The organism is Paucibacter soli (assembly GCF_037482845.1).
Lineage (GTDB): Bacteria > Pseudomonadota > Gammaproteobacteria > Burkholderiales > Burkholderiaceae_C > Paucibacter_B > Paucibacter_B soli.
Genome location: NZ_JBBHJW010000002.1, coordinates 632,442 through 656,029, shown reverse-complemented (window position 1 = coordinate 656,029; position 23,588 = coordinate 632,442). Strand labels below are relative to the sequence as shown.

The 23,588-nt window shown below is 66.6% G+C and carries 26 protein-coding genes and 1 tRNA gene; 12 read left to right on the top strand and 15 right to left on the bottom strand.

Annotated features, from left to right (window positions below):
• Window positions 1-37 precede the first annotated feature (37 nt).
• Window positions 38-904, top strand: coding sequence for a UTP--glucose-1-phosphate uridylyltransferase GalU (galU, locus tag WG898_RS07745; protein ID WP_339602175.1), 867 nt, complete (start codon window positions 38-40; stop codon window positions 902-904).
• Window positions 905-930: 26 nt separating this feature from the next.
• On the opposite strand, the gene WG898_RS07740 is transcribed toward galU, so the two are convergent.
• Both WG898_RS07740 and cysM read right to left on the bottom strand, forming a co-directional pair.
• Window positions 931-1,158, bottom strand: a complete 228-nt coding sequence (locus WG898_RS07740; protein WP_339602174.1) for a sulfurtransferase TusA family protein — start codon at window positions 1,156-1,158, stop codon at window positions 931-933.
• A 35-nt stretch (window positions 1,159-1,193) separates the two neighbouring features.
• Complete coding sequence (gene cysM / locus WG898_RS07735; RefSeq protein ID WP_339602173.1) at window positions 1,194-2,105, bottom strand: cysteine synthase CysM; 912 nt, start codon at window positions 2,103-2,105, stop codon at window positions 1,194-1,196.
• A 76-nt stretch (window positions 2,106-2,181) separates the two neighbouring features.
• On the opposite strand from cysM, the gene WG898_RS07730 reads away from it, so the two are divergent.
• Together WG898_RS07730 and WG898_RS07725 are read left to right on the top strand one after the other, a co-directional pair.
• A tRNA-Leu gene (locus WG898_RS07730) sits at window positions 2,182-2,266 on the top strand.
• 109 nt (window positions 2,267-2,375) lie between these two features.
• Entirely contained in the window at window positions 2,376-2,957 is a 582-nt protein-coding gene (locus WG898_RS07725) for a rhomboid family intramembrane serine protease (RefSeq protein WP_339602172.1), read from the top strand.
• Window positions 2,958-2,961: 4 nt separating this feature from the next.
• Here the strand turns inward: WG898_RS07725 and WG898_RS07720 are convergent, their stop codons facing one another.
• Window positions 2,962-3,858, bottom strand: a complete 897-nt coding sequence (locus WG898_RS07720) for an NAD-dependent epimerase/dehydratase family protein (protein ID WP_339602171.1) — start codon at window positions 3,856-3,858, stop codon at window positions 2,962-2,964.
• Window positions 3,859-3,957: 99 nt separating this feature from the next.
• Between WG898_RS07720 and WG898_RS07715 the strand changes: the two genes are divergently transcribed.
• The 3 genes from WG898_RS07715 (at window position 3,958) to WG898_RS07705 (ending at window position 7,043) form a co-directional block, all read left to right on the top strand.
• On the top strand, window positions 3,958-4,998 hold the full coding sequence (locus tag WG898_RS07715) for a CDP-6-deoxy-delta-3,4-glucoseen reductase (protein ID WP_339602170.1): 1,041 nt from the start codon (window positions 3,958-3,960) through the stop codon (window positions 4,996-4,998).
• A gap of 32 nt (window positions 4,999-5,030) precedes the next feature.
• A complete protein-coding gene (locus tag WG898_RS07710; protein WP_339602169.1) occupies window positions 5,031-5,771 on the top strand; it encodes a 2OG-Fe dioxygenase family protein in 741 nt (246 codons plus the stop codon).
• Window positions 5,772-5,924: 153 nt separating this feature from the next.
• Window positions 5,925-7,043, top strand: coding sequence for a Glu/Leu/Phe/Val family dehydrogenase (locus tag WG898_RS07705; RefSeq protein ID WP_339602168.1), 1,119 nt, complete (start codon window positions 5,925-5,927; stop codon window positions 7,041-7,043).
• Between the two features lie 91 nt (window positions 7,044-7,134).
• Here WG898_RS07705 and WG898_RS07700 read toward each other — a convergent pair whose 3' ends face one another.
• The 8 genes from WG898_RS07700 to WG898_RS07665 all read right to left on the bottom strand — a co-directional run bounded on the left by WG898_RS07700 (window position 7,135) and on the right by WG898_RS07665 (window position 15,972).
• Complete coding sequence (locus WG898_RS07700) at window positions 7,135-7,857, bottom strand: ABC transporter ATP-binding protein (protein ID WP_339602167.1); 723 nt, start codon at window positions 7,855-7,857, stop codon at window positions 7,135-7,137.
• 15 nt (window positions 7,858-7,872) lie between these two features.
• The gene (locus WG898_RS07695; protein ID WP_339602166.1) at window positions 7,873-8,655 is read right to left on the bottom strand and encodes an ABC transporter ATP-binding protein; all 783 of its coding nucleotides are present in this window, start codon (window positions 8,653-8,655) and stop codon (window positions 7,873-7,875) included.
• A gap of 17 nt (window positions 8,656-8,672) precedes the next feature.
• Window positions 8,673-9,758 carry an ABC transporter permease subunit gene (locus WG898_RS07690; protein ID WP_339602165.1) on the bottom strand — a complete coding sequence of 362 codons (1,086 nt, stop codon included), beginning with the start codon at window positions 9,756-9,758 and terminating at the stop codon, window positions 8,673-8,675.
• Between the two features lie 22 nt (window positions 9,759-9,780).
• A complete protein-coding gene (locus tag WG898_RS07685) occupies window positions 9,781-10,704 on the bottom strand; it encodes a branched-chain amino acid ABC transporter permease (RefSeq protein WP_339602164.1) in 924 nt (307 codons plus the stop codon).
• 177 nt (window positions 10,705-10,881) lie between these two features.
• On the bottom strand, window positions 10,882-12,213 hold the full coding sequence (locus WG898_RS07680; protein ID WP_339602163.1) for a replication-associated recombination protein A: 1,332 nt from the start codon (window positions 12,211-12,213) through the stop codon (window positions 10,882-10,884).
• Entirely contained in the window at window positions 12,210-12,824 is a 615-nt protein-coding gene (gene lolA / locus WG898_RS07675) for an outer membrane lipoprotein periplasmic chaperone LolA (RefSeq protein ID WP_339602162.1), read from the bottom strand. Before lolA ends, WG898_RS07680 begins: the two co-directional genes overlap by 4 nt.
• Complete coding sequence (locus WG898_RS07670) at window positions 12,821-15,187, bottom strand: DNA translocase FtsK (protein WP_339602161.1); 2,367 nt, start codon at window positions 15,185-15,187, stop codon at window positions 12,821-12,823. The genes lolA and WG898_RS07670 overlap by 4 nt, the downstream gene beginning before the upstream one ends.
• Window positions 15,188-15,306: 119 nt before the next feature.
• A complete protein-coding gene (locus tag WG898_RS07665) occupies window positions 15,307-15,972 on the bottom strand; it encodes a Crp/Fnr family transcriptional regulator (protein WP_285231905.1) in 666 nt (221 codons plus the stop codon).
• Window positions 15,973-16,143: 171 nt separating this feature from the next.
• Between WG898_RS07665 and trxB the strand changes: the two genes are divergently transcribed.
• The 3 genes from trxB to rpmG all read left to right on the top strand — a co-directional run bounded on the left by trxB (window position 16,144) and on the right by rpmG (window position 17,731).
• The gene (gene trxB, locus WG898_RS07660; RefSeq protein WP_339602160.1) at window positions 16,144-17,100 is read left to right on the top strand and encodes a thioredoxin-disulfide reductase; all 957 of its coding nucleotides are present in this window, start codon (window positions 16,144-16,146) and stop codon (window positions 17,098-17,100) included.
• Between the two features lie 197 nt (window positions 17,101-17,297).
• Window positions 17,298-17,531 carry a 50S ribosomal protein L28 gene (rpmB, locus tag WG898_RS07655; RefSeq protein WP_127999047.1) on the top strand — a complete coding sequence of 78 codons (234 nt, stop codon included), beginning with the start codon at window positions 17,298-17,300 and terminating at the stop codon, window positions 17,529-17,531.
• A 29-nt stretch (window positions 17,532-17,560) separates the two neighbouring features.
• The gene (rpmG, locus tag WG898_RS07650) at window positions 17,561-17,731 is read left to right on the top strand and encodes a 50S ribosomal protein L33 (RefSeq protein ID WP_025564431.1); all 171 of its coding nucleotides are present in this window, start codon (window positions 17,561-17,563) and stop codon (window positions 17,729-17,731) included.
• Between the two features lie 84 nt (window positions 17,732-17,815).
• Here the strand turns inward: rpmG and WG898_RS07645 are convergent, their stop codons facing one another.
• From WG898_RS07645 to WG898_RS07635, 3 genes are all read right to left on the bottom strand, one after another.
• Complete coding sequence (locus WG898_RS07645) at window positions 17,816-18,307, bottom strand: DUF3016 domain-containing protein (RefSeq protein ID WP_339602159.1); 492 nt, start codon at window positions 18,305-18,307, stop codon at window positions 17,816-17,818.
• A 94-nt stretch (window positions 18,308-18,401) separates the two neighbouring features.
• Complete coding sequence (locus WG898_RS07640; RefSeq protein WP_339602158.1) at window positions 18,402-19,628, bottom strand: DesA family fatty acid desaturase; 1,227 nt, start codon at window positions 19,626-19,628, stop codon at window positions 18,402-18,404.
• Between the two features lie 104 nt (window positions 19,629-19,732).
• A complete protein-coding gene (locus WG898_RS07635; protein WP_339602157.1) occupies window positions 19,733-21,004 on the bottom strand; it encodes an RsmB/NOP family class I SAM-dependent RNA methyltransferase in 1,272 nt (423 codons plus the stop codon).
• A gap of 22 nt (window positions 21,005-21,026) precedes the next feature.
• Here WG898_RS07635 and WG898_RS07630 point away from each other — a divergent pair, with 22 nt between their 5' ends.
• Both WG898_RS07630 and WG898_RS07625 read left to right on the top strand, forming a co-directional pair.
• Window positions 21,027-21,269: a DUF1653 domain-containing protein gene (locus tag WG898_RS07630; RefSeq protein WP_339602156.1), complete on the top strand. Its 243-nt coding sequence runs from the start codon at window positions 21,027-21,029 to the stop codon at window positions 21,267-21,269.
• Window positions 21,266-21,910, top strand: coding sequence for a DUF1345 domain-containing protein (locus WG898_RS07625; RefSeq protein WP_339602155.1), 645 nt, complete (start codon window positions 21,266-21,268; stop codon window positions 21,908-21,910). Before WG898_RS07630 ends, WG898_RS07625 begins: the two co-directional genes overlap by 4 nt.
• Here WG898_RS07625 and purN read toward each other — a convergent pair.
• Entirely contained in the window at window positions 21,903-22,529 is a 627-nt protein-coding gene (purN, locus tag WG898_RS07620) for a phosphoribosylglycinamide formyltransferase (protein WP_339602154.1), read from the bottom strand. The genes WG898_RS07625 and purN overlap by 8 nt on opposite strands.
• A 36-nt stretch (window positions 22,530-22,565) precedes the next feature.
• Between purN and trpS the strand changes: the two genes are divergently transcribed.
• Window positions 22,566-23,588, top strand: a complete 1,023-nt coding sequence (gene trpS, locus WG898_RS07615; RefSeq protein ID WP_339602153.1) for a tryptophan--tRNA ligase — start codon at window positions 22,566-22,568, stop codon at window positions 23,586-23,588.

Below are 23,588 nucleotides of genomic sequence, written 5' to 3'. Positions count from 1 at the left end.
ACAATGCGCGCCAACGCAAACCGGAGAGTGTACGGATATGAAAGTCACGAAAGCGATCTTCCCTGTTGCAGGTCTTGGCACGCGCTTCCTGCCGGCCACCAAGGCCCAGCCCAAGGAAATGCTGCCCGTCGTTGACAAGCCCCTCATTCAGTACGCGGTGGAAGAGGCCTATGCCGCCGGTGTACGCGAAATGATTTTTGTGACGGGTCGCCACAAGCGGCCCATCGAAGATCACTTTGACATGACTTTCGAGCTCGAGGTAGCCCTTGAACAGGCGGGTAAGAAGGAACTGCTGGAGGTGGTGCGCAGCGTCAAGCCCGACGACATGGAATGCATCTATGTGCGCCAGGCCCAGGCCCTGGGCTTGGGCCATGCAGTGCTGTGCGGTCAGCGACTCGTCGGCAACGAGCCCTTTGCCGTCTTGCTGGCCGACGACCTGATGGTGGGTGAACCGCCCGTGCTCAAGCAGATGGTTGAGCAGTACGCCGAATGGCGCGCCTCCATCCTTGCGGTGCAGGAAGTGCCGGCCGAGCACACGCGCCGCTATGGCATCGTGGCCGGCACGCCGGTGAACGACAAGCTCGTGGACGTGAGCCGCATCGTCGAGAAGCCCGCGCCCGAGGTGGCGCCCTCACGCCTGGGCGTGGCCGGCCGCTACATCCTCACGCCGGGCGTGTTCCACGAGATCGCCAACCAGCCGCGCGGCGTGGGCGGCGAGATCCAGCTCACCGACGGCATCGCCGGCCTGCTGCGCCGCGAGAAGGTGTTCGCCTACCGCTACGACGGCAAGCGCTACGACTGCGGCAGCAAGGAGGGCTTTCTGCAGGCCAATGTGGAATTGGCCCTGGCCCACCCCGACCTTGGTCCGGGCTTTCGCGCCTATCTGCAGAGCCTGGACATCTGAGGGTCTTGAGGTTTTTGCGCCGCTGCTCAACGGCGCCGCAGCACATGCACGAATTCGTCGGCCTGGCTGCTCTGCTCGACCAACTCGTTGCCGGTCTGGCGGGCAAAGGCCTGGAAGTCGCGCGTCGAGCCCGGGTCGGTGGAATACACCTTCAGCAACTGACCGCTCTCCATCTCTGCCAGGGCCTTCTTGGCCTTGAGTATGGGCAGCGGGCAGTTCAGTCCGCGCGTGTCTAGTTCCTTGTGAATATCCATCTGTGCTCCTGGCTGTACGGGGGATTCTAGGAGGCTCAAGCCGGGAACACGCCGGTGGAGAGATAACGGTCGCCGCGATCGCAGACGATGAAGACGATGGTGGCGTTCTCCAGCGTGCGCGCCAGCTGCAGCGCCACCCAGCAGGCACCCGCGGCCGAGATGCCGGCAAACAGGCCCTCCTCGCGCGCCAGCCGGCGCGCCATCTCCTCGGCGTCCGACTGGCTCACCAGCACCAACTCGTCCACCGCATCGGGCTTGTAGATGCGCGGCATATAGGCCTCGGGCCATTTGCGTATGCCCGGGATGCGCGAACCCTCGGCCGGCTGGGCGCCGACGATGCGGATGGCGGCGCTCTGCTCCTTCAGAAAGCGCGAGGTGCCGGTGATGGTGCCGGTGGTCCCCATGGCGCTGACGAAGTGGCTGATACGCCCGCCGGTATCGCGCCAGATCTCGGGGCCGGTGGTTTCGTAATGGATGCGCGGGTTGTCCTCGTTGCCGAACTGGTCGAGTACGCGGCCCTTGCCGTCGCGCTGCATCTGCTCGGCCAGGTCGCGGGCATATTCCATGCCGCCCGAGCGCGGCGTGAGGATCAGCTCGGCGCCGAAGGCCTTCATGGTCTGGGCACGCTCGATCGAGAGGTCCTCGGGCATGATCAGCAGCATGCGGTAGCCGCGCATCGCCGCGGCCATCGCCAGCGCGATGCCGGTATTGCCCGAGGTGGCCTCGATCAGGGTGTCGCCCGGCTTGATCTCGCCGCGCTCCTCGGCGCGCCGGATCATGCTGATGGCAGGGCGGTCCTTCACCGAACCCGCCGGGTTGTTGCCCTCCAGCTTGGCCAGCAGCACATTGCCGCGCGAGGCAAGATCTGACCCCAGCACGCGCTGCAAGCGCACCAGGGGGGTGTTGCCAATGACGTCTTCAAGGCTGGGGTAGGTCTTTTCATTCATGGCGGCCATTGTCTCAGCCGGCTCAGAAGTTTGCATGGCATAATCCGCGGCTCACGCAGCGATGCACGGTTTTCTGGCCCGGGTGGCGAAATCGGTAGACGCAGGGGACTCAAAATCCCCCGCCGCAAGGTGTGCCGGTTCGAGTCCGGCCCCGGGCACCACCAGAAACACTTCAGGACGCATCGGCAAGACGGGGCCGCAGCAGCCCCTACACTCTGGCCCTCGGCGCGGCAAGCAATGCGCCAGGGCATCCCAACAGAGTCGAGCTTCATGTCCCCTATCCCATCGGTTACCAAGGCCTTCATGCTGGCTTGCGTGGGCCTGTTCTGCCTGTTCACGCTGCTGCCGCCGCAGTTCGAGGTGTTCTTCGCGCTCTGGCCACTGAGCACGGGCCTGTTCCTGCCCTGGCAACCGCTCAGTTATGCCTTTTTGCATGGCGATGTCTGGCACCTGTTCTTCAATATGCTGGGCCTGTGGATGTTCGGCTCGGAGCTGGAACGCGTCTGGGGCAGCAAGCGCTATGCGCATCTGCTGATCGCCAGCACGCTCACCGCCGCCGCGGCCCAACTCATCTTCACCCTGCTGATCGGCTCGCACTCGCCCACCGTGGGTGCGTCGGGTGCGCTGTTCGGCCTGCTGCTGTCCTTCGGCATGATCTTCCCGGACCGCATCATCATGCCGCTTTTCCCGCCCATCCCGATGAAGGCCAAGTACTTCGTCGCGCTGTTCGGCGGGCTGGAGCTTTTTCTTGGCCTGATGGGCGCCAGCGGCATTGCCCACTTCGCCCACCTGGGCGGCATGCTGGGCGCCTGGCTGATGATGAACTACTGGCGCGGCGCGCGCCGCCGCTGATCGTTCATCCGGCACCAGCCAGCAGGCCGGTGCTCACGTCGGCGTAACGCAGCTTCAGGCGCAGTTCGCGCTTGAGCCTCCCGTTGTCGAGGCGGCGCGATTCGCCCATAAAGCTCAGCTGCATGGGCGACATCTGTACACGCGCCTGCGCGCGGCTGATGCGCGGCGGCCGCGGCAGGCCGCACAACTCCGCCGCCAGGTCGAAGTAATCGCCCATCAGCAACTCGCTGTCGTCGCAGGCATGCACGATGCGCTGTGGCCTGCCGCGCGCCAGCGCCGCCAGGCAGGCACGCGCCAGGTCGTCGGCATGGATGTGGTTGGTGTAGACATCGTCCTCGCGCCGCAGCACCGGCGCGCCCCTGGCCAGGCGTTCGCGCGGGTGTCCGCCCTCGCGATCCCAGGCGTAGATGCCGGGGATGCGCAGGATGCTCACGCGCACACCCAGGCTGGCGCCATACCAGCGCAGGCGCTGCTCGGCGTCGACGCGGCGCCGCGCGCGGTCGGTGGCCGGCTTGGGGCCGCGGGTCTCGTCGAAGCGCGCGCCCGCGCAATCGCCGTAGACGCCGGTGGTGCTGGCATAGACCAGGCGCGAGGTGCGCGGCGAGCGCGCCAGCGCGCGCAGCAGATTCAACGTGCGCCCGTCCTCGGCGCCCTGCGCGGCGGGCGGCGCCAGGTGCAGCACCCAGTCGGCCAGGCCGGCCAGGCGCGCCAGGCTGGCGGGATCGTCCAGATTACCCAGCAGTGGCATGGCGCCGGCCGCGCGCAATGCTGCCGCGCGCGCCTCGCTGGTGGTCAGCGCGAACACGGGCAGTCGCCCGCGCAGCTCGCGCAGCACCCGCATGCCGACGTCGCCGCAGCCGATGATCAAGAGACGTGGGCGCCGGGATCTCAATAAGGGCATGGGTGATCGTCAGGCAAAATGGCGCCTGAGTTTATCGGTCCCGCCGGCCCGCGATGCGCCTCGCGGGCCGAGTTTTTATTGAGCCCAGCCATCCACACCATGAATTTCCAGGTCACCGTGCAGCCCAGCGGCCGCGAGTTTTCGGTCGAACGCGATGAAACCCTGCTCGGCGCGGCCATCCGCCAGGGCGTGGGCCTGCCCTATGGCTGCAAGGACGGCGCCTGCGGCTCCTGCAAGAGCCGCCTGCTGGAAGGCCGCGTGATCCACGGCGCGCACCAGGCCAAGACCCTCAGCGAGGCCGAGGAGGCCGCCGGCTTTGTGCTGACCTGCTGCGCCACGCCGCAGACCGATTGCGTGCTGGAGGCGCGCACCGTGCCGGGCGCCGGCGAGTTCGCGGTGCTCAAGCTGCCTAGCCGCGTCATCAGCATCGAAAAACCCGCGCCCGACGTGGCGCTGCTGCGCCTGCAGCTGCCGGCCAACCAGAACTTCCAGTTCCACGCCGGCCAGTATGTGGAATTCATCCTGCGCGATGGTGCGCGCCGCAGCTACTCGATGGCCAACGCCCCCAGCAATCTGGGCTCGCCGCCGGCGATCGAGCTGCATGTGCGCCATATGCCGGGCGGCAAGTTCACCGACCATGTGTTCGGCGCGCTGAAGGAAAAGGACATCCTGCGCATGGAAGGGCCGTTCGGCAGCTTCTTCCTGCGCGAGGACAGCGACAAGCCCATTGTGCTGCTGGCCAGCGGCACCGGCTTTGCGCCCATCAAGGCCATCATCGAGCGCCTGCAGCATCTGCGCCTGGATCGCTCGGTCAGCTTGTACTGGGGCTGCCGCAGCAAGGCCGACCTCTATCTGCACGACTGGGCCCTGCAGGCCGCCGCCAGCATGCCGCAGCTGCGCTATGTGCCGGTGCTCTCCGAGCCCAAGCCCGAGGATGGCTGGAGCGGCCGCACCGGCTTCGTGCACCAGGCCGTGCTGGCCGACCTGCCCGACCTCAGCGGCCACCAGGTCTATGCATGCGGCGCGCCCATCATGGTGGAATCGGCCCAGGCGGACTTCGTCGCCAAGGCCGGCCTGCCCGCCGAGGAGTTCTACGCCGACGCCTTCACCTCCGAGCTGGACAAGCAAGGCAAGGCCTGACCCCGCACAACTCTGATCCAGGACCCGCCGCCATGCAGCATTTCAGCCCGCCCTATGCCAGCGCCGCCCAGTTCGAGCAGCAGTTGCGCGAGCAGGGCTCGGCCGTGATGGCGCCCGAAAGCCTGCGCCACTGGTTGGGCTGCGAGCCGGCAGAGCTGGCCGCGCTGGCGCCGTTCTGGAACGACCTGCCGCCCGACCTCCATCTGCGCGACGGCGGGCGCTACCGCTTTCGCCGCCATGGCAGCTTTGTGCTGGACACGCAGTCCGCCACGCCGGTGCAGCAGGTGCAGCACCGCGCCCACTGGCAGCCGCTGGACTACAACGCCCTGCACGGCGGGCTCGAGCGCTGGTTCGAGCCGATGGCCGAAGCTGCCACCGCCCTGCCCATCTGGCCCAAGCTGTTGCTGGCCCTGGCGGGCGCGGCCGACCGGCTGCGCGGCACCCAGCCCTGGTATGCCGAGGCGCACCAGTTCCGCATCGACACCACCGACGGCATCGGACGGCCCACGCCCGAGGGCGCGCACCGCGATGGCGTGGACCTGGTGGCGGTGTTCCTGGTGGGGCGCAAGGGCATCAAGGGCGGCGAATCGCGCGTGTTCGAGGCCAGCGGCCCGCGCGGCCAGCGCTTCACCCTGAGCGAGCCCTGGACCCTCTTGCTGCTGGACGACGAGCGTGTGATCCATGAGACCACGCCGATCCAGCCCGAGGCCGAGCATGGTTATCGCGACACCCTGGTGGTGACGCTTCGGCACGGCGGTTTCCAGGATCCCTGATGCGTGGCAGGCATCACGCCATGCCAGATGTGCTGAGCCGGCCATGGCACGGCCAGCGCTGCAGGCCGTAAACTCGCGCACTCGGGCCACAAGCCCGCAAGCAGGCACCCGCCAAGCCGGGTGCTTTTTTCCGGCATCACAAGTGCAAACGCCATGAACGCTCCCCTCGACCGCTCGTCCGATCTAGCCCGCGCCCTCAGCGAGGCAGCCCCCTCCTCCCTCCCCAGCTCGCTGTTCGGCCTGCCCGATCAAGCCCCGCATGAACGCGTGCTGCTGGCCGCCGATGAGCAGACCGGTCTGAAGGCCATCCTGGCCGTGCACAGCACCGCCCGCGGCCCCGCCTTCGGCGGCTGCCGCTTCTGGAGCTATGACAACGAACTCGCCGCGCTGAACGACGCGCTGCGCCTGTCGCAAGGCATGAGCCTGAAGAACGCCCTGGCCGAGCTGCCCTTCGGCGGCGGCAAGGCCGTGATCATCAAGCCGGCCGGCCAGTTCGACCGTGCCGCCCTGTTCGCCGCCTTCGGCCGTGCGGTGCAGTCGCTGGACGGCGCCTACATCACCGCCGAGGACGTGGGTACCACCACCGCCGACATGCTGGGCATGCAGGCACAGACCCAGTACGTCAGCGGCATCCCGCGTGCCGGCGCCTTCGGCGGCGACCCCAGCCCCAAGACGGCCTGGGGCGTGTTCGTCTCGATCGAAGCCGGCGTGCGCCTGCATCTGCAGCGCGCCTCGCTGGACGGCGTGCGCGTGGCCCTGCAAGGCCTTGGCGCGGTGGGCTGGCACCTGGCCGAATTCCTGCACAAGGCCGGCGCCAAGCTGGTGGTGGCCGACGTGGACGCCGCCAAGGTGGCGCGCGCACAGGAGCTGTTCGGCGCCCAGGCCGTCAGCGTGCACGAGATCCTGGCCGCCGATGTCGACGTGCTGGCTCCCTGCGCACTCGGCGCGGTGCTGAACGTCGGCAGCGTGCCGCAGATCCGCGCCAAGCTGATCGCCGGCGCCGCCAACAACCAGTTGGCCACCGCCGCCGATGGCGACGCGCTGCAGGCGCGCGGCATCCTCTACCTGCCCGACTATCTGGTGAATGCCGGCGGCATCATCAGCGTGGCACGCGAGTACCGCAACGAGGGCGAAGAGCAGGCCGTGATGGCCGAGGTCAGCAAGATCGCCGGCCGTGTGGAAGAGTTGCTGGGCCGCGTCAAGACCAGCGGCAACACGCCCGCGCGAGAGTCCGACATCTGGGCCCGTTCGAAGCTGGTCAAACTGGCCTGACGACCCACCCCCTACGCGCTTCGCGCGGCCCCCTCAAGGGGGCGAGCCCGCAGGACCTGCGGAGCCGGATCCTCGGGCTCCGCTGGGTGCCTTACTCGCCAAGGTAGGCGGCGCGCACCTTGGGGTCGTTCAGTAGCTCCTTGCCATTGCCGGTCATCGTGACGATGCCGCTTTCCATCACATAGCCGCGATTCGCCGCGGCGAGCGCCCGGCTGGCGTTCTGCTCCACCAGCAGAATGGTCACGCCCTGGCCGTGGATCTCGTTCACGACCTCGAAGATCTTGTCCACCATGATGGGCGAGAGGCCCATGCTGGGCTCGTCGAGTAGCAAGACCTTGGGACGCGCCATCAGCCCGCGGCCCATGGCCAGCATCTGCTGCTCGCCGCCCGACATGGTGCCGGCCAGTTGGTTGCGGCGCTCCTTCAGGCGCGGGAAGATGCCGAAGACCTTGTCAATATCGGCCAGGATCTCGGCCTTGTCATTGCGGATGTAGGCACCCATCTGCAGGTTCTCGATGATGGTCATGCGCGTGAAGGTGCCGCGCCCCTCGGGCACCATCACCAGGCCCTGCTTGACCAGGTCCCAGGCGCCCTGGCCCTTGATGCTCTGGCCCATGAACTGGATCTCGCCCTCGGCCACCGGCTGTAGGCCGGTGATGGCCTTGAGGGTGGTGGTCTTGCCGGCGCCGTTGGCGCCGATCAAGCTCACCAGTTCGCCCTGCTTGACCTCGAAGCTGACGCCCTTGACGGCCTGGATGCCGCCATAGGCCACCTTGAGGCCGTTGACCTTGAGGAGGGTGTTGTCGTTTGCCATGATTTGTGTCCGTCCTCAGTGGGCCTTGTGACCGGCGCCCAGATAGGCCTCGATCACCTTCTCGTTGCGCTGCACATCGGCCGGCGTGCCCTCGGCAATCTGCTTGCCATAGTCCAGCACGGTGACGCGGTCGCACAAGCCCATCACCAGTTTCACGTCATGCTCGATCAGGAGGATGGTGCGGCCGTCGTTGCGGATGCGGTCGATCAGCTCGCGCAGCACCACCTTCTCGGTGGCGTTCATGCCGGCGGCGGGCTCGTCCAGCGCAATCAGCTTGGGGTCGGTGGCGAGTGCCCGCGCGATCTCCAGGCGACGCTGGTCGCCATAGCTCAGGGTGCGTGCCTTGAACTCCGCGTACTTGCCTATGCCCACGTAATCGAGCAGTTCCTGCGCGCGCTTGGCAATCGCCGCCTCCTCGGCCTTGAAGCCGGGGGTGCGGAACACCGCGCCGATCAGCCCCGAATGGGTGCGCACATGGCGGCCCACCATCACGTTCTCCAGCGCCGTCATTTCGGCGAACAGGCGGATGTTCTGGAAGGTGCGCGCGATGCCGGTCTTGGCGACCTGGTGCACCGCGGTCGGTGCATAGGGCGCGCCGCCCAGCTCGAAGGTGCCCGAGTCGGGCGTGTAGAGCCCGGTGATGACGTTGAAGAAAGTGGTCTTGCCGGCACCGTTGGGGCCGATCAGGCCATAGACCTGGCCCTTGTTGATCTGGATGCCCACGTCCGAGAGGGCTTGCAGGCCACCGAAGCGCTTGGAGACGCCGGCGACCTTGAGAACCGATGCTGCTTCGCTCATGTTCGTGCTCCCTGTGCTTATTTCTGGGCCGGCTGCGGAGCGGCCTTGCCATGTTCGGGCGAAGGCCAGAGGCCGCGCGGGCGCGAGAGCATGATGCCTATCATCGCCAGTGCCACCAGCAGCTGGCGCAGGATGGCGGCGTCCAGGCGGCCACCGGTCATCTCCTGCAGCGGGCCGGCCACATAACGCAGCACTTCCGGCAGCGCCGAGAGCAGCAGCGCGCCCAGGATCACGCCCGGGATATGGCCGATGCCGCCCAGCACCACCATGGCCACGATCATCACCGACTCCTGCAGGCTGAAGGACTCGGGGCTGACGAAGCCCTGGAAGGACGCGAACATCGAACCCGCCACGCCGCCGAAGGTGGCGCCCATGCCGAAGGCCAAGAGCTTGAGGTTGCGGGTATTGATGCCCATCGCCTTGGCGGCGATCTCGTCCTCGCGGATCGCCATCCAGGCGCGGCCGATGCGCGAGTTCTCAAGGCGATAGCAGATGATCACGGTGAACACCACCAGCGCCAGGAACAGGTAGTAGTACAGCGTCACCGACGGCAGCGCATAGCCGAACACCTCCAGGCCCTTGCCCAGGTCGATGCCGAAGAAATGGATCGCGTCGATCTGGCCGATGCCGCGCGGACCGTTGGTGATATTGGCCGGATACTCCATATTGTTGAGAAACACGCGCGCAATCTCGCCAAAACCCAGGGTCACGATGGCCAGGTAGTCGCCGCGCAGCTTCAGCGTGGGTGCTCCCAGCAGCACGCCGAAGAAGGCGGCAAGACCTGCCCCCAGCGGGATGATGATCCACAGCGGCGAATGCAGGCCGTCGGGGAACATGGCGCGGAAGGACTCGAAGTTCTCGCTCAGATGCGGGCTGGCGAACAGCGCATACATATAGGCGCCGAGCGCGTAGAAGGCCACATAGCCCAGGTCCAGCAGGCCCGCATAGCCCACCACGATGTTCAGACCCAGCGCCAGCATCACATAGAGCAGGGCCAGGTCGATGATGCGCACCGGGCCGTTGCCCAGTTGCTGCGCAAACAGAGGCACGGCCAACAGCACGAGGGCAGCGACCAGAAAGACGAAGAGCTTGTTCTTGTGCATCGTGGTCTCCAGTTTCCTTGGCTCAGGCACGATCGGCCACACGCTCGCCCAGCAGGCCCGAGGGGCGCAGGGTCAGCACCAGGATCAGCGCCACGAAGGCGAAGATGTCGGCGTAATGGCTGCCCAGGATGCCGCCGGTGAGCTCGCCCAGATAGCCCGCGCCGATGGCCTCGATCAGGCCCAGCACCACCCCACCCAGCATCGCGCCGGCGAGGTTGCCGATGCCGCCCAGCACCGCGGCGGTGAAGGCCTTCAGGCCGGGCATGAAGCCCATCGAATGCTGCACCGTGCCGTAGTTGGCCGCCCACATCAGGCCGGCCACGGCGGCCAGCGCCGCACCGATCACGAAGGTGGCCGAGATCACGAAGTCGGGCTTCACGCCCATCAGGCCCGCCACGCGCGGGTTCTCGGCGGTGGCGCGCATCGCGCGGCCCAGCTTGGTGTGGTTCACCAGGAACAGCAGACCGCCCAGTATCACCACCGTGCTTACCAGTATCAGCACCTGGGTCACGGTGATCACCGGCCCACCCAGGTCAAACGGCGTGGTGGGCAGCAGCAGCGGGAAGGGTTTGGGATTGGGCTTCCAGACGATCATCGCCAGGGTCTGCAGCAGCAGCGACATGCCCATCGCGGTGATCAGCGGCGCCAGGCGCGGCGCATTGCGCAGCGGCCGGTAGGCGATCTTCTCGACCAGGAAGTTCAGCAGCGTGCAGACCACGATGGCGCAGGCCAGCGCAACGGCCATCAGGGCCCAGCCGGGCAGGCCGGTGTCGGCCAGCGCGGTGACCACGGTCCAGCTCACGAGTGCCCCGACCATGAGGATCTCGCCATGGGCGAAATTGATGAGGTTGATGATGCCGTACACCATGGTGTAGCCCAGGGCCACCAGCGCATACATGCTACCGAGCACCAGCCCGTTGATGATCTGCTGGATCAAGGTTTCCATACACACTCTCCGGTTCGGCTCATGCGCCGCTCAGGGCGACAGAAAAAAGCCCACCAAAACGTCGGCGGGCCGGGTGCCATCTGGTCCTGCAGGCTAAGTCGATTCTAGGAGTGCGGGATTCCGCGCCATCGTCGGTGCTTACCCGCAACATGGCGCAGGGTGGGCGTGCTAGCGTCGCTAGCCCTTGGCCTCGTCATTGAGTCGGCGCAGCTCGGCGAGGCGCTCGCCGATGCGGATTTCCAGGCCGCGCGACACCGGCTCGTAGAAGCGCTCGCCCTCCAGCCCGTCGGGCAGGTATTGCTCGCCCGGCACAAAGCCGCCCGGATGCTCATGCGCGTAGCGATAGGCCTGGCCATAGCCCAGGCCCTTCATCAGCTTGGTGGGCGCATTGCGCAAATGCATGGGCACGGGGCGGCTCTGGTCGCTCTTCACCAGCGCGCGCACGGCGTTGTAGGCGCTGTAGGCCGCATTCGACTTGGGCGCCATGGCCAGGTAGATCACCGCCTGCGCCAGGGTCAGCTCGCCCTCGGGCGAGCCCAGGCGCTCGTAGGTCTCGGCGGCGTCCAGAGTGAGGCGCAGCGCGCGCGGGTCGGCCAGGCCGATGTCCTCGCTGGCCATGCGTATCAACCGCCGGCTGATGTAGCGCGCATCGACGCCGCCGTCCAACATGCGCACCAGCCAGTAGAGCGCGGCATCCGGGTCGGAGCCTCGCACCGATTTGTGCAACGCCGAGATGACGTCGTAGAACTGCTCGCCGCCCTTGTCGTAACGGCGCAGCTGCTCGCCCAGGGCGCGCTCCAGCGCCGCCTCGTCGATCTCGCCGGCGCCCTGGGGCGCGAGGCTGGCCGCCGCCTCCACCGCATTCAGCAGGCGGCGCGCGTCGCCATCGGCATAGGCCGCAAGGCGCTCGGCCGCGGTCTTGTTGAAGGGCGGGCAGGCCAGCGCCTGCTGGCCACGCTGCACCAGGTCCAGCAGCTCGCCCTGCTCCAGGGCCTTGAGCACATGCACGGTGGCGCGCGAGAGCAAGGCCGAATTGACCTCGAAGCTGGGGTTCTCGGTGGTGGCGCCGATGAAGGTGAAGAGCCCCGCCTCCACATGCGGCAGGAAGGCATCCTGCTGCGCCTTGTTGAAGCGGTGCACCTCGTCCACGAACACCACGGTGCGCCGCCCCTGCGCGGCCACCGCCTGGGCGCGCTCCACCGCCTCGCGGATCTCCTTGACCCCGCCCAGCACCGCCGAGATGGTGATGAACTGGGCATCGAAGGCCTGCGTCATCAGCCGCGCCAGGGTAGTCTTGCCCACCCCCGGCGGGCCCCACAGAATCATCGAATGCAGGCGCCCGGCCTCGAAGGCCACGCGCAGGGGCATGCCGGGGCCCAGCAGATGCTGCTGGCCGATCACCTCGTTCAGGCTGCGCGGACGCAGGCGCTCGGCCAGGGGTTGCGAGGGCAAGGTGGCGTCAGCCGGCGCAGGAGCCAGATCGGGAAAGAGCTCGGAACTGCTGCTCATTGCTCCACGAGATCGGCACCGGCGGGCAGCACGAAGCGGAAGCGCTCCGCCGCCAGCTTGACGTTCAACTGCAGCTCGCTGAACTCCAGCTGCGAGCGCTGGCCGAAGCCGTCCACCAGCTCCAGCGCCGCCAGCTCCTTGCCGCGAAAGCCCAGCTTGAGCGCCTGGATGCTGCCATCGCTCTGGCGCGGCAGGGCCTGCACCCATTCCAGGCCACGCTCGTTGGGCAGCAGCTTGAATTCGAAATCGCGGCCGATCTGCCCGCCGGCCAGCAGGGCCGCAGGCGTGGCACCCAGAGCCTGGCTCATGCGGCGCGAGCTGGCCTGGTTGAGGTCGGGGTCGAACAGCCAGACCTTCTGCCCATCGCCCACGATCAACTGCTCGAAGGGCTTCAGGTAGGCGAAGCGGAACTGGTTGGGGCGCTGGAACTCGAAGGTGCCCGAGGAGCTTTTCTTGCGCTTGCCGTCGGGCGAGAGCACGGTCTGGGTGAAGACGGCACGGCCGCTCTTGGCCGCGCTGGCGAATTCGTTCAGCGCGGCAATGGCATCGGCGCGTGCGGCCAGGCCGGCCAGCAGCAGCGCCGCGCCCAGCAGGGTCTTGGTGGCTCTCATTCGTCTCGCTTGGGGATGATCAGGTCGCGGTTGCCATTGGTGGCCATGCTGGAGACCAGGCCGGATTTCTCCATCTGCTCCAACAGACGTGCGGCGCGGTTGTAACCGATGCGCAGATGGCGCTGCACCAACGAGATCGAGGCACGGCGGTGCTGCAGCACCACGGCCACCGCCTGGTCGTACATCGGGTCGGCTTCGCCGTTGGCCTCACCGGGCGCAGGCGGCTCACCGCCCTCGCCTTCCAGCACCCCACCTTCCAGAATGCCCTCGATGTAGTTGGGCTCGCCGCCCTGCTCCTTCAGGTAGGTCACCACGCGGTGCACCTCGTCGTCGCTGACGAAAGCGCCATGCACGCGCACCGGCAGGCCGGTGCCCGAGGGCATGTAAAGCATGTCGCCCATGCCCAGCAAGGCCTCGGCACCCATCTGGTCGAGGATGGTGCGGCTGTCGATCTTCGAGCTGACCTGGAAGGAAAGGCGGGTCGGGATATTGGCCTTGATCAGGCCGGTGATCACGTCCACCGACGGCCGTTGGGTGGCCAGGATCAGGTGAATGCCGGCGGCGCGCGCCTTCTGCGCCAGGCGCGCGATCAGCTCCTCGATCTTCTTGCCCACCACCATCATCAGGTCGGCGAGCTCGTCGATAACGACAACAATGTGCGGCAGGCGCTCGAGCGGCTCGGGCTCCTCGGGCGTGAGGCTGAAGGGGTTGCCGATCTTCTCGCCGCGCTCGCTGGCCTCGTCGATCTTCTTGTTGTAGCCGGCCAGATTGCGCACGCCCATCTTGGACATCAGCTTGTAGCGGCGCTCCATCTCGCCCACGCACCAGTTGAGCGCGTTGGCGGCCTGCTTCATGTCGGTGACCACCGGCGCCAGCAGATGCGGGATGCCCTCGTAGACGCTCATTTCCAGCATCTTGGGGTCGATCATGATGAGGCGCACATCGCGCGCCTCGGCCTTGTAGAGCAGCGAGAGGATCATCGCGTTGATGCCCACCGACTTGCCCGAACCGGTGGTACCGGCCACCAGGCAATGTGGCATCTTGGCCAGATCCGCCACCACCGGCGCACCGATGATGTCCTTGCCCAGCGCCATCGTCAGCATCGAGGCCGCGTCAGCATAGACCTGCGAGCCCAGGATCTCGGAGAGCCGGATGGTCTGGCGGCGCGCATTGGGCAGTTCCAGTGCCATGAAGTTCTTGCCCGGGATGGTCTCGACCACGCGGATGCTCACCAGGCTCAGCGAGCGCGCCAGATCCTTGGCGAGGTTGACAATCTGCGAACCCTTCACGCCGGTGGCCGGTTCGATCTCGTAGCGCGTGATCACCGGGCCGGGCGAGGCCGCCACCACACGCACCTCGACGCCGAAGTCCCGCAGCTTCTTCTCGATCATGCGGCTGGTCATTTCCAGCGACTCGGGCGTGACCGACTCGACCCGCGTGGGTGGCGCATCCAGCAGATCCACCTGGGGCAGCTTGGTATCGCTAACGTCGGTGAAGAGCGTCTGCTGGCGCTCCTTGGCCACGCGCGTGGACTTGGGCACCTCGATCACCGGCGCCTCGATGACGATGGGCTGATGCTCCTCGACCACCTGGCGCTCCACCTCCACCACCTGCTCGCGCTCGCGCTTGGCCGCCTTGCCGACGCGCTGGTCTTCCTTGATTTCGCGCTTGGCCACCTGGCGGTTGCGCAACTCATCGATGCGCGTGCCTATCAGCTCGGCCAGGCGCAGCCAGGAGAATTCGAGTGCCAGCGCGAGGCCGGTAAGCAGCGCGGCAATCGCCAGCACGCCCGAACCGGCAAAGCCAAGGGCCTGCATGCTCAGCGGGCCCAGTGTGTAGCCCAGCACGCCACCGGCATGGCCCGGCAGCCGAGCCTCCCAGCCATAGAGCCGGCTCCATTCCAGCGTGCAACTGGCAGCCATCAAGACCAGCAGGCCCAGCCAGCGCAGGCCACGCGAGCGCAGGCGCTGTTCGGGCGGGATCAGCTCGGGAGCCTCAACCCGCAGCAAGCCCGCCAGGCTGCCCAGCCAGGCGCGCAGCGCCACCAGCACGAGCCACCAGCAGGAATAGCCAAAACCGAACAGCAGCAGATCGGACAGCCAGGCGCCCACCGCACCCACCCGGTTGGCGTACAGCGCACGGCTGCCGGCGATGCTAAAGGCCGAGTCGGCGCGGTCATGCGTCAGCAGCGCCAGCACCACCAGGCACCAGAGCAGGCCGCCCGCGACCAACCACAGCGGCGTGCGCAAGGGGCTGGCGACGGGCGCCGCCGGCTTGGCCGCCTTCTTGGGCTGGCGCTTGTAGACTTTGTCGCTGGGCGGGCTGCCTTCGCCGCCCAGCATGGAATCCAGGGGAAAACTCATGGCCCGATTGTGGCTCAGCTTGGCCGAGCCTCAGCCGCAGCCGTCAGCCTGGCCGCAAGCATGCGGCCAGTCCTTCGGTGGGCGTCGGACAAGGCGCAGGCCTTGTCCTCGGTCCTGCCTCAGTCGTGCAGGCGTTCCTTGATGACGACCGAACCGTTCTCCAGCGTCTCGATCACGCCGCGATCCTCCAGGTCCTTCATGACGCGGCTGACCATCTCGCGTGAGGCGCCCACCACCTTGGCCATGTCCTGGCGCGAGACCTTGCCGCGGATGATCTTGATGCCCTTCTCTTCCTCGGACATGTCCAGCAGGGTGCGCGCCACGCGGCCATAGACATCCAACAGCGCCAGCGATTCGATCTGGCGGTCGGCATTGCGCAGGCGTGCCACCAGGCCGCGCAGAATGGCGTAGGAGAGGCTGCTGCTGTCGGGCAGGCAGCGCGAGAACTCCATGCGGCCCAGCACCAGCATGTCGGTCTGCACCTCGGCGCGCACGGTGGCCGAATGCGGCTCGCCGTCGATCAGGCTCATCTCGCCCACATAGTCGCCGGGCTGCAGCACCGCCAGGATGACCTCGCGGCCACGGGTATCGGCGGTCAGCACGCGGGCCCGCCCGTTCAACAGAATGAACAGGGCGTTCGACTTGGTGCCCTGCTCGACAATCATCTCACCGCGCTTGAAGCGACGCTTCACCACACTGTCCGCAATGGACTGCGCCTGATCGGTGGTCAGCAGGGAGAACAAGGGAACCCTGCGGATCAGGTCCAGATTGGACAGCATTGCCATGAACGACCTCCTGAGATTGTGGACAGTTGATTTGCCGTAAGCAGGGCACGGGGCCGCTTGCCTAGAATGCCGGCATTGTGCCAAGTAGTTCACGCTTCTCCATAGGGTGTAGGCCGTAGATCATCGATGCTGCTGACTTGTGTACCACCCAAACAACCCCAACTCCTGCCCATGACGCAAACCACCCAACATGTACAGCTGCTGATCCTGGGCTCCGGCCCGGCCGGCTACACCGCCGCCATCTATGCCGCGCGCGCCAACCTCAAGCCCACCCTGGTGACCGGCATGGCCCAGGGCGGCCAGCTGATGACCACCACCGAGGTGGACAACTGGCCCGCCGATGTGATGGGCGTGCAGGGCCCCGAGCTGATGCAGCGCTTCCAGCAGCATGCCGAGCGTTTCCAGACCCGGATGCTGTTCGACCACATCAATGAGGTGGATCTCTCGCAGCGCCCCTTCAAACTCAAGGGCGACAGCGGCAGCTACAGCTGCGACGCCCTCATCATCGCCACCGGCGCCTCCGCCAAATACCTGGGCCTGCCTTCCGAAGAGGCCTTCATGGGCCGAGGCGTGAGCGGCTGCGCCACCTGCGATGGCTTCTTTTACCGCGAGCAGGAGGTCTGCGTAGTGGGCGGCGGCAATACCGCCGTCGAGGAGGCGCTCTACCTCTCCAACATTGCCAGCAAGGTGCACCTGATCCATCGCCGCGACAAGTTCCGCGCCGAGCCTATCCTGGTGGACAAGCTGATGGAAAAGGTTGCCACCGGCAAGATCGAGCTGCACGTATTCCAGAACCTCGACGAGGTGCTGGGCGACCAGAGCGGCGTGACCGGCGTGCGCCTCAAGAGCAACGACGGCGAGCTCAAGGAGCTCAAGCTGCAGGGCTGCTTCATCGCCATCGGCCACCAGCCCAATACCGAGATCTTCAAGGGCCAGTTGGAGATGAAGGACGGCTATATCATCACCAAGGGCGGCTTGAACGGTTTTGCCACCATGACCAGCGTGCCCGGCGTGTTCGCGGCCGGTGATGTGCAGGACCATGTTTACCGCCAGGCCATCACCAGCGCCGGCACCGGTTGCATGGCGGCACTGGACGCGCAACGCTTCCTGGAGCAGGCACAGGGCTGATCCAGGCGCGGCCGCTGGCGCAGGCAGCGAAGTCAGGCTATACTCGCCGGCTTGCTTGCTGGATGGACCGCGCTCGAAGGCCTTGGACGATTTCCAAGGCGGCCGGGTTTAGCTTGCATAAAGCGGTCATGTGGTCGCGCCGGGTTTGCAAGGCAATCCCGGGCGGCTGGTCAACAGTTCAAAACCGGAGTAGCGTCATGGCACGCGTCTGTCAAGTCACGGGTAAGCGCCCGATGGTGGGAAACAATGTTTCTCACGCCAACAACAAAACCAAGCGTCGGTTCCTGCCGAATCTGCAGTACCGCCGTTTCTGGCTCGAAACCGAAAACCGCTGGGTGCGTCTGCGCGTGTCCAATGCTGCTCTGCGCCTGATCGATAAGGTCGGCATCGAGCAAGTCGTCGCCGATCTGCGCGCCAAGGGCGAGCTCTGATCAAGCACTGAACATCAAGGAGTCTCATCATGGCAAGCAAAGGCGGACGCGAGAAGATCAAGCTGGAATCCACCGCGGGTACCGGTCACTTCTACACCACGAACAAGAACAAGAAGACGACGCCCGAAAAGCTCGAATTCATGAAGTTCGACCCCAAGGCACGCAAGCATGTCCTGTACAAGGAAATCAAGCTGAAGTAATTCAGCCGCTGTGCATGCAGCAGCCTCAAGAAAAACCCGCCCGCGCACTGCCGGCGGGTTTTTTCATGGCCAAAAGCCTTCGGCTCAGGGCTTCTTGGGCGGCACGAACTCGGCCTGGAACCAGTCATCCAGCATACGCTTCTCGTAACGCATCGGATCGGAATCCCAGTAACGCAAGCTGCGAATCTGATAGGCTAGGTCGCGCAACCGCGCCTCGCCCTGGCGATCGGGGCGGTCCGCCTCGCGGATCAGGTAGCGGAACTCGATGCGCGGCGAGGTCGCGCTGCGCAGCACGCGCAAGCGCTCCATGCGCCGGCCCACGGGCTCGATCTCGCCCGCCAGGTCCACATCCGTCACCTCGAACGTCAGCTGCTTGCCGGGTGCGTACTTCTCGGCCTGGCGTTGCAGATGCTCGGCGAGTTGCTGCAGATGCTGGTCACGGTCGCGCCCGGATTCGCCAGCATCGGCGAACTTCTCCGGATGGATGAATTTAACTTCGGCCGCCGCCAGCGCCGTAGCACCGGCAAAACCCAGTGCGAGCAGGCAGCAGAGATTTCGCAATGTATGGGACTTCATGACAGGCCCTCCATGCATCATCAAGACGCATGCCAAGAATACGCAAAAAGGGCGCCACCTGGGCGCCCTTTACGTCAAGCAACACACGCGTCGCCTAGACACGCACGGCGCGCAGCCCGATGGCAAATGCTCGCAGCTCGGCGATGCCGCTTTCCTCGGCCTTGCGGCACCAGACCTGCAGGTCGCTCACCAGCTGTTCGGCCGACACATTGGTGCGCGTCCACAGCTGGCGCAGCTCCTCGCGCATCAGCATCAGCTTGTCCAGCACCGGGCTGGCGGCACGGGCGCCGGCAATCTGGGCCAGATAGGCGCTCGGGATGCGATCGGCATCGCGGTGCAACCAGCGCTTGGCCAGCTTCAGCTCGGCCCAGCGAGCGCTGTGCTGCTCGCCTTGTGCCTTCAGACGCGCCAGTTCGACGGCACAGGCGGCCTTGAGCTCGCGTCCGTACTTGGCCATCACCTCGTATCGATTGGCGATGATGGCCTCGAGCGTGTCCTTGTCGGCCACTGGCTTGACCTCGCCCATGCGCATCTGCGGGGCGGTCTTGCGCACCTTGGCCCAGCCCAAGAGCTCGAAGGCGCGGATATAGCCCCAGCCGATGTCAAACTCGAAGGGCTTGACCGAGAACTTGGCCGAGGTCGGGTAGGTGTGGTGGTTGTTGTGCAACTCCTCGCCGCCGATCAGGATGCCCCAGGGCGACACATTGGTCGACGCATCCTGCGCCTCGAAGTTGCGATAGCCCCAGTAGTGGCCAATGCCGTTGATGACGCCGGTGGCCCACACCGGGATCCAGGCCATCTGGATCGCCCAGACGGTGGCACCGATGGCACCGAACAGGGCCAGGTTGATGATCAGCATGAGGCCCACGCCCTGCCAGGAATAGCGCGTGTAGAGATTGCGCTCGATCCAGTCATTCGGCGTGCCTAGGCCAAATTTGGCAATGGTTTCCTTGTTCTGGGCCTCAGCGCGATAAAGCTCCACGCCGGTCAGCAGCAAGGCCTTGAGGCCGCGCGTCTGCGGGCTGTGCGGGTCTTCCTCGGTCTCGCATTTGGCGTGGTGCTTGCGGTGCACGGCCACGAATTCCTTGGTCACCATGCCGGTGGTGAGCCACAACCAGAAGCGGAAGAAATGCGCCGGGATGGGGCCCAGATCCAGGGCACGGTGTGCTTGCGCCCGGTGCAGGAAGATCGTTACGCCCAGGATGGTGAAATGCGTCACCACCAGGGTGTAGGCGACGATCTGCCAGAAGCTGGCGCCGCTCAGGCCGTCGGACAGCCACTGCACCAGCGCGTCGCGCACGCCCGTCATCAATTCAATCATTCAGACCTTGCCTTGCCCACCAACGAGCGTTGTTGTCTCTGCCAAGCCCTGATTGTAGGCGAGCGGCTCTAAACGGCCGCTCGCGCCGGCGGCGCAAAGCGTGCTTACTTCCTTTGCCACACGGCAGCGAAGAAGCCATCGCTGCCATGGCGGTGCGGCCACAGCCGCACAAAGCCGTGCTCGCACAGGCTGGCGGCATTGGCCACATGCGCGCGCTCCAGGCAGTCCTGCGCGGCCAGCGGCTCGAACTCCGGATGCGCGGCGCCAAAGGCCTGCGCGATCTCCTCGTTCTCGGCGCTCAGCAGGCTGCAGGTCGCGTACACCAGGCGGCCGCCCGACTTCAGCAGGCGTGCCGCGCTTTCCAGGATCGCGGCCTGCTTGAGCTGCAACTCCTTGACCGCTTGCGGCGACTGGCGCCACTTCAGGTCCGGATTGCGACGCAGGGTGCCCAGGCCCGAACAGGGCGCATCCACCAGCACGCGGTCGATCTTGCCGGAAAGGCGCTTGACGCGGTCGTCGCGCTCATGCGCGATCTGGGCCGGATAGACATTGGATAGGCCGCTGCGCGCCAGCCTTGGCTTGAGCGCATCCAGCCGATGGCCGGAGACGTCAAAGGCATAGAGCCTGCCGGTGTTGCGCATCGCCGCACCCAGGGCCAGGGTCTTGCCGCCGGCGCCGGCGCAGAAGTCCACCACCATCTCGCTGCGCTTGGGGTCCAGCAGCAGCGCCAGCAGTTGGCTGCCCTCGTCCTGCACCTCCACCGTGCCATTGGTGAAGACTTCCAGCTTGTTGAGGGCGGGCTTGCCCTGCACGCGCAGGCCCCAGGGCGAGTAGGGCGTGGCCTCGGCCTCAATGCCGGCGGCCTTGAGCGCCGCCAGCGCCTCCTCGCGCTTGGCCTTGAGCAGGTTGACGCGCAGGTCCAGCGGCGCGGCCTCGTTCATGGCCGCGGCCAGGGCCCAGAATTCCGCCTCGTCGCCGTCCTTGGTCAGACGCGCCAGCAGCGGCTCGGCCAACCAGTCGGGCAGGTTGTGGCGCAGCTTGGGCGCCAAATTGGCATGGTCAATGGTCTTGAGCTGGTCCAGCCATTGGCGCTGTTGCGGGCTCAGCGCGCTGTGCAGAAAGGCCTCGCTGCCGGCCCAGCCCAGTATCACCAGGCGACGTTCCATCGGCCCGGCGCCCGACTGCGCCAGATGCTGCAGCAGCAGGCGCTTGCGCAGCACCGTGTAGACGGTTTCGGCCAGGGTGCCGCGCTCGCGCTGGCCCAGGCCCTTGTTCTTGCGGAAGTAGGCCGACACCACGCCATCGGCGGGCGAATCAAACTTGAGCACGGCGCGCAGCAGCTCGCAGCTCATATCGAGGAGGGCATTAGGATGCATATCTCAATTATCCCTTGCATCCATGCCCAGCCCCGAACTCCCACCCCTGCCCGCCACGCCCACCGGCCGCTATCGCCACTACAAGGGCGGCGAGTACGAGGTGATCGGGGTCGGCCGGCATAGCGAAACGTTCGAGCCCATGGTCATCTACCGCCCGCTCTACGGCGAGGCCGGCCTGTGGCTGCGCCCGCACGCGATGTTCTTTGGCAGCTTGCTGCATGAAGGGCGCGAGGTGCTGCGTTTTCGCCCCTGCGAGGCGGCGTGAGCCTGCTGCGCGCGCGCCCGCGCCTGCTGGTTGGCTGCGCCATCGGCCTGCTGCTGGCCCTGTTGTGGCCCATCGCCCTGCCCTGGCTGACGCGCCTGCTGCTGGGCTGGAATATCGGCGTCTGGACCTATCTGAGCCTGGTGCTGTGGATGATGGGCCGCGCCGATGCCGCGCATCTGCAGCAGCGCGCCCGCCTGCTGGGCGACGGCATGACGGTGGTGCTGCTGCTGGCGATGGCGGGCGCCTTCGCCAGCCTGGCGGCCATCACGCTGGAGATGGCTCAGGTCCGGCATGGCGTGAACGCGGTGCAGGGCTGGCCCTATCTGCTGCTGGCCATCGCCACGGTGGCGGGCTCCTGGCTGCTGCTGCCGGTGGAGTTCTCGCTCGCCTACGCCAGCCTCTATCACCGCGAGGCCGGCGGCGCCAACGGGCTGGAATTCCCCGGCCTCAAGGGCCATCCGGACTACCTGGACTTCTTCTACTTCGCGGTGACGCTGGCGGCCACCTCGCAGACCTCGGACGTGTCGGTGAGCACGCGCCCGATGCGCCGCCTGGTGCTGGTGCAGGCGGTGCTGTCCTTTGTCTTCAACACCGGCGTGCTGGCCCTGACCATCAACATCCTGGCCGGACTGATCAGCTGAAGCTCTGAGATTCGCCGGCCAACTGCTGCACGCGAGCACCCTCGATGCGCAGCTGATCCTGCACGAACCAGCGCACCGCGCGCGGGTACATGCGGTGCTCCAGCCCGAGCACGCGCGCGGCCAGTGCGGCCTCGTCGTCGCCCGCCAGGATGGGCGCCACCGCCTGAGCCACGATGGGGCCATGGTCCAGCTCGGCGGTGACGAAGTGCACCGTCGCGCCGGCAAAGCGGCACCCCGCCTCCAGCGCGCGCTGGTGGGTGTGCAGGCCGGTGAAGGCCGGCAGCAGAGAGGGATGGATATTGAGCATGCGGCCCTCGTAATGCCGCGTGAACTCGGGCGTGAGGATGCGCATGAAACCGGCCAGCACCAGCAGATCGGGCGTGTAGCCATCAATCACGCGCGCCAGTTCGGCATCGAAGCTGGCGCGGTCGGCGAAGGCCTTGTGATCCACCACCGCGGTGGCAATGCCATGGCTGGCGGCAAAGGCCAGCCCGGCCGCATCCGGGCGGTTGCTGATCACCGCGGCGATGCGCGCCGGCCAGCCCTCGGCCGCGCAGGCCTTGACGATGGCCTCCATATTCGAGCCACGGCCGGAGATCAGGATCACGATGCTTTTCATGGGGCGGCAGTGTAGCTCCCTACAATCCACGCTCCTATGAGCGAACAAGCCACCCACATCCCCGCCGCGCCGCGCCAGCGCGTGCTTTCCGGCATGCGCCCCACCGGTGCCCTGCACCTGGGCCATTACCACGGCGCGCTGAAGAACTGGGTGCGCCTGCAGTCCGACTACGACTGCTTCTTCTTCGTGGCCGACTGGCATGCGCTCACCACCCACTACCAGAGCAAGGAAGTGGTGGAGAGGAATGTCTACGACATGGTGGTCGACTGGCTGGCCGCCGGCCTGGACCCCGAGCAGGCCACCCTCTTCATCCAGAGCCGCATGCCCGAGCATGCCGAGCTCTTCACCCTGCTGGCCATGAGCACCCCCTCCAGCTGGCTGGAGCGCATGCCCAGCTACAAGGACCAGGTGGAAAAGAATCGCGAACTCGCCACCTACGGCTTCCTCGGCTACCCGCTGCTGCAGGCCGCCGACATCCTGATCTACAAGGCCGCCCTGGTGCCAGTGGGCGAGGATCAGGCCGCCCATGTGGAGGTGACGCGCGAGGTGGCGCGCCGCTTCAACAACATCTACTGCGCCGAGGCTCCCATCCTGCCCGAGCCCCAGGCCCTGCTGACCGAGACCTCGCGCCTGGGCGGCCTGGACGGCCGCAAGATGAGCAAGAGCTATGGCAACACCATCGCAATGCGCGACGCGCCGGCGCTGGTGGAAGAAAAGATCCGCACCATGCCCACCGACCCGCAGCGCGTGCGTCGCGGCGACCCCGGCGACCCGGCGCGCTGCCCGGTGTGGGAGTTCCACCAGCTCTACTCCGATGCGGGCACACAGGCCTGGGCCGAGGCCGGCTGCAAGAGCGCCGGCATCGGCTGCCTGGACTGCAAGCAGCCGGTGATCGATGCCATCGCGCGCGAACAGGCGCCCTGGCGCGCACGCGCCGACGAGTTCCTCGCCAATCCTAAGCAGGTGCACTGGATCGTCGAGGTGGGCACCGAGCGCGCGCGCGCGGTGGCGCGCAAGACCCTGCGCGAGGTGCGCGCGGCGATGGGCCTGGCCTACTGA

Bases quoted from the DNA above. Each gene is read 5' to 3' on its own strand.
- WG898_RS07670 (WP_339602161.1), bottom strand. From the start codon at position 15,187: ATGAGTTTTCCCCTGGATTCCATGCTGGGCGGCGAAGGCAGCCCGCCC.
- WG898_RS07710 (WP_339602169.1), top strand. From the start codon at position 5,031: ATGCAGCATTTCAGCCCGCCCTATGCCAGCGCCGCCCAGTTCGAGCAG.
- purN (WP_339602154.1), bottom strand. From the start codon at position 22,529: ATGAAAAGCATCGTGATCCTGATCTCCGGCCGTGGCTCGAATATGGAG.
- WG898_RS07715 (WP_339602170.1), top strand. From the start codon at position 3,958: ATGAATTTCCAGGTCACCGTGCAGCCCAGCGGCCGCGAGTTTTCGGTC.
- WG898_RS07725 (WP_339602172.1), top strand. From the start codon at position 2,376: ATGTCCCCTATCCCATCGGTTACCAAGGCCTTCATGCTGGCTTGCGTG.
- trxB (WP_339602160.1), top strand. From the start codon at position 16,144: ATGACGCAAACCACCCAACATGTACAGCTGCTGATCCTGGGCTCCGGC.
- galU (WP_339602175.1), top strand. From the start codon at position 38: ATGAAAGTCACGAAAGCGATCTTCCCTGTTGCAGGTCTTGGCACGCGC.
- WG898_RS07665 (WP_285231905.1), bottom strand. From the start codon at position 15,972: ATGGCAATGCTGTCCAATCTGGACCTGATCCGCAGGGTTCCCTTGTTC.
- lolA (WP_339602162.1), bottom strand. From the start codon at position 12,824: ATGAGAGCCACCAAGACCCTGCTGGGCGCGGCGCTGCTGCTGGCCGGC.
- WG898_RS07705 (WP_339602168.1), top strand. From the start codon at position 5,925: ATGAACGCTCCCCTCGACCGCTCGTCCGATCTAGCCCGCGCCCTCAGC.
- WG898_RS07635 (WP_339602157.1), bottom strand. From the start codon at position 21,004: ATGCATCCTAATGCCCTCCTCGATATGAGCTGCGAGCTGCTGCGCGCC.
- WG898_RS07740 (WP_339602174.1), bottom strand. From the start codon at position 1,158: ATGGATATTCACAAGGAACTAGACACGCGCGGACTGAACTGCCCGCTG.
- rpmB (WP_127999047.1), top strand. From the start codon at position 17,298: ATGGCACGCGTCTGTCAAGTCACGGGTAAGCGCCCGATGGTGGGAAAC.
- rpmG (WP_025564431.1), top strand. From the start codon at position 17,561: ATGGCAAGCAAAGGCGGACGCGAGAAGATCAAGCTGGAATCCACCGCG.
- WG898_RS07700 (WP_339602167.1), bottom strand. From the start codon at position 7,857: ATGGCAAACGACAACACCCTCCTCAAGGTCAACGGCCTCAAGGTGGCC.
- WG898_RS07640 (WP_339602158.1), bottom strand. From the start codon at position 19,628: ATGATTGAATTGATGACGGGCGTGCGCGACGCGCTGGTGCAGTGGCTG.
- cysM (WP_339602173.1), bottom strand. From the start codon at position 2,105: ATGAATGAAAAGACCTACCCCAGCCTTGAAGACGTCATTGGCAACACC.
- WG898_RS07720 (WP_339602171.1), bottom strand. From the start codon at position 3,858: ATGCCCTTATTGAGATCCCGGCGCCCACGTCTCTTGATCATCGGCTGC.
- WG898_RS07680 (WP_339602163.1), bottom strand. From the start codon at position 12,213: ATGAGCAGCAGTTCCGAGCTCTTTCCCGATCTGGCTCCTGCGCCGGCT.
- WG898_RS07645 (WP_339602159.1), bottom strand. From the start codon at position 18,307: ATGAAGTCCCATACATTGCGAAATCTCTGCTGCCTGCTCGCACTGGGT.
- WG898_RS07690 (WP_339602165.1), bottom strand. From the start codon at position 9,758: ATGCACAAGAACAAGCTCTTCGTCTTTCTGGTCGCTGCCCTCGTGCTG.
- WG898_RS07695 (WP_339602166.1), bottom strand. From the start codon at position 8,655: ATGAGCGAAGCAGCATCGGTTCTCAAGGTCGCCGGCGTCTCCAAGCGC.
- WG898_RS07685 (WP_339602164.1), bottom strand. From the start codon at position 10,704: ATGGAAACCTTGATCCAGCAGATCATCAACGGGCTGGTGCTCGGTAGC.
- trpS (WP_339602153.1), top strand. From the start codon at position 22,566: ATGAGCGAACAAGCCACCCACATCCCCGCCGCGCCGCGCCAGCGCGTG.
- WG898_RS07630 (WP_339602156.1), top strand. From the start codon at position 21,027: ATGCCCAGCCCCGAACTCCCACCCCTGCCCGCCACGCCCACCGGCCGC.